The sequence below is a fragment of the Mesorhizobium sp. M7D.F.Ca.US.004.03.1.1 genome (assembly GCF_003998635.1).
Lineage (GTDB): Bacteria > Pseudomonadota > Alphaproteobacteria > Rhizobiales > Rhizobiaceae > Mesorhizobium > Mesorhizobium loti.
This window is the reverse complement of sequence record NZ_RZQG01000859.1, coordinates 1-2,481: the sequence shown is the minus strand read 5'-3', so window position 1 is coordinate 2,481 and position 2,481 is coordinate 1. Positions and strand designations below refer to the sequence as shown.

General features: G+C 66.5%; 4 protein-coding genes. All 4 read right to left on the bottom strand.

Translation table 11 applies throughout. The features are described 5' to 3' along the window. The coding region (locus EN935_RS30985; protein ID WP_127373965.1) for an EVE domain-containing protein at positions 1–252 on the bottom strand (252 nt) is incomplete at its 3' end. 40 nt (positions 253–292) lie between these two features. After that, on the bottom strand, positions 293–589 hold the full coding sequence (locus tag EN935_RS30980) for a YciI-like protein (RefSeq protein WP_109663949.1): 297 nt from the start codon (positions 587–589) through the stop codon (positions 293–295). Positions 590–626: 37 nt separating this feature from the next. After that, positions 627–1,640, bottom strand: a complete 1,014-nt coding sequence (locus tag EN935_RS30975; protein WP_127262239.1) for an NAD(P)H-dependent glycerol-3-phosphate dehydrogenase — start codon at positions 1,638–1,640, stop codon at positions 627–629. Then, positions 1,637–2,481: tRNA (adenosine(37)-N6)-threonylcarbamoyltransferase complex transferase subunit TsaD (gene tsaD / locus EN935_RS30970; protein WP_127373964.1), on the bottom strand; the 845-nt coding region annotated here is incomplete at its 5' end. The genes EN935_RS30975 and tsaD, both read right to left, overlap by 4 nt.

The following is a 2,481-nucleotide window of genomic DNA, read 5'->3' as shown; positions in this document are numbered from 1 at the left end:
CACGCATTCCCAGCGCGGATCATCCGACGTGGTGTCGGGATGGGCAAGCGCGCAGACTTCGGCGATGCCGACCACGTTCAGCCCCTCGTTGGAATGATAGAAGAAGCCGAGATCGCCGATCTGCATCGCCTTCATGTTGTTGCGCGCCGCATAGTTGCGCACGCCGTCCCATTGCGTGCCGGCCTTGCCCTTGGCCTTCAATGCCTCGAAGGAGAAGACCGAGGGTTCGGATTTGAACAGCCAGTAGTTCATGTCTTTTCTCCTCCTTGGGGTTGCGCGCCGACGACCGGGATCAACTAGCTGCCGGCTTGTTGAACGTCCAGTTCCACGGGCGGATTTCGACGCTTTCGAACAGCCCGGCCTTAGCGTAGGGGTCGGCGGCCGACAGGGCCTGTGCACCCGCCATGTCGGGTGCTTCGACGACGACGAGGCTGCCATTGGGCTTGCCTTCGGCGTCAAGGAACGGACCGGCGAAGGCCAGCTTCTTGTCGCCGTTCAACCCTTCGAGAAAGGCAACATGTTCGGGCCGCGTGTCGAGGCGCACCTGCAGGCTTCCGGGCTTGTCCTTGCAAATCACGGCAAACAGCATGGTCTTCTCCTGGTCTTGGGGATCAAAGTCGTGGGGATCAATCGTTGGTTTCGGTCTTCAGCGGCCGGGTCATCAGAGCCGTCACAGCCTGCCGGATAGTAATGGTGCCGTCCAGTATGGCGGCGACGGCGGCGATGATCGGCGCGTCGATGTTGCGCTCGGTGGCGATGCGGGCAGCGATCGCGGCCGTCGGCACGCCCTCGGCCAGCGGCAATCCGGCAAGCGGCTTGCCTTGCCCAAGCGCCAGCCCATAGGCGAAATTGCGCGACTGTGTGGACGAGCAGGTGAGCAGCAGGTCACCAAGGCCGGAAAGCCCCATCAAGGTCTCGGGCCTGGCGCCGAAGGCGGCGCCGATGCGGCGCAGTTCGACAAAGCCGCGCGTCACCATGGCGGCCTGGGCGCTGGCGCCGAGCCCGGCGCCGGTGACAGCACCGGCGGCAATGGCGAAGACGTTCTTCAAGGCGCCACCGATCTCGACGCCGATCAGGTCGTCACTCGAATAGCAGCGCAGGTTCTCCGCCGAAAAGCGGGCGGCGAGGTCGGCGGCCAATGCCTCGTCGCGGGCGGCGACCACAACGGCCGTCGGCAGGCCGCGGGCGACATCGGTGGCGAAGCTTGGACCCGACAGGGCGGCGACCGGATTCTGCGGCAGGATCTCTTCGACGATTGCCGACAGCAAGGCGCCCGTGTCGCGCTCGATGCCCTTGGCGCAGAGAACCAGCGGGATGCCCGCCGGCATATGGTCCTTCGCGGCTGCCAGCGTCGCCCGCAGCGATTGCGCCGGCGTCACCGCCAGCACGCAATCGGCGCCGGCAAGTGCCACCTTGATGTCGCCCGTCGCTTCGATACCGGGTGCAATGGCGATGCCGGGTAGATAGCGCGGATTTTCGCCATGGCCGATCGCAGCGACGGTTTCCGGGTCGCGCGCGAACAGCCGGACCGAATGACCGGCGCGTAGCATCGCCAGTGCCAGCGCGGTGCCCCAGGCGCCGCCGCCAAGCACGGTGACACGCCAGCCGCTCTTGCCCAGGTTCATATCCTGGCCAGTCATGCCTTGGCTCCGCGCCGGCCGGAGCCGACCATCGGCGTCGAAATGCTGTCCAGCGGCCAGCGCGAGCGCGGCACGAAATCGAAGCCGTTCTCCTGCGCCATGCCGGCGCGCAGCCGCTCGACGCCGGCCCAGGCGATCATCGCCGCATTGTCGGTGCAAAGTTTCAGCGGCGGCGCAATGAAGCTGAAGTCGGCCTCGGCACAGAGCCGCTCCAGCATCGCCTTGATCGTGCGGTTGGCGGCGACACCGCCGGCCACGACGAGTGCCGGGTTCCTGGCGTCGGGAAACGTCTCGCGAAAGCGCGTCAGCGCGCGAGAAACGCGGTCGGCCAGCGCATCGGCGACGGCCACCTGGAAGGAGGCGCAGATGTCGGCGACGTCCTGGTCGCTCAAGGGAGCAATGGCGGTCGCCGCCTGACGCACGGCGGTCTTGAGGCCGGAGAAGGAGAAGTCGGGCTGAGCCGAGCCCTTCATCGGACGCGGAAAGGCAAAGCGTGAGGCATTGCCGGCCTGTGCCGCCTTCTCGACATTCGGTCCGCCGGGATAGGGCAGGCCGAGCATCTTGGCCGTCTTGTCGAAGGCTTCGCCGAGCGCGTCGTCTATGGTGGTTGCCCAGCGCTGATAGTCGCCGACGCCACGCACGGCGAGGATCTGCGTATGACCGCCGGAAACCAGCAGCAGCAAATAGGGAAAATTGAGCCCGTCGGTCAGCCGTGCGGTCAAGGCATGACCTTCGAGGTGGTTGATGGCGATCAGCGGCTTGTTTGCCGCAGCGGCGATCGCCTTGGCCGTCATCAGCCCGACGATCAGCCCGCCGACGAGGCCGGGACCGGCGGGGGCGG

Excerpts from the sequence above, each read along its gene's own strand:
- EN935_RS30980 (WP_109663949.1), bottom strand. The coding sequence starts at position 589 with ATGCTGTTTGCCGTGATTTGCAAGGACAAGCCCGGAAGCCTGCAGGTG.
- EN935_RS30975 (WP_127262239.1), bottom strand. The coding sequence starts at position 1,640 with ATGACTGGCCAGGATATGAACCTGGGCAAGAGCGGCTGGCGTGTCACC.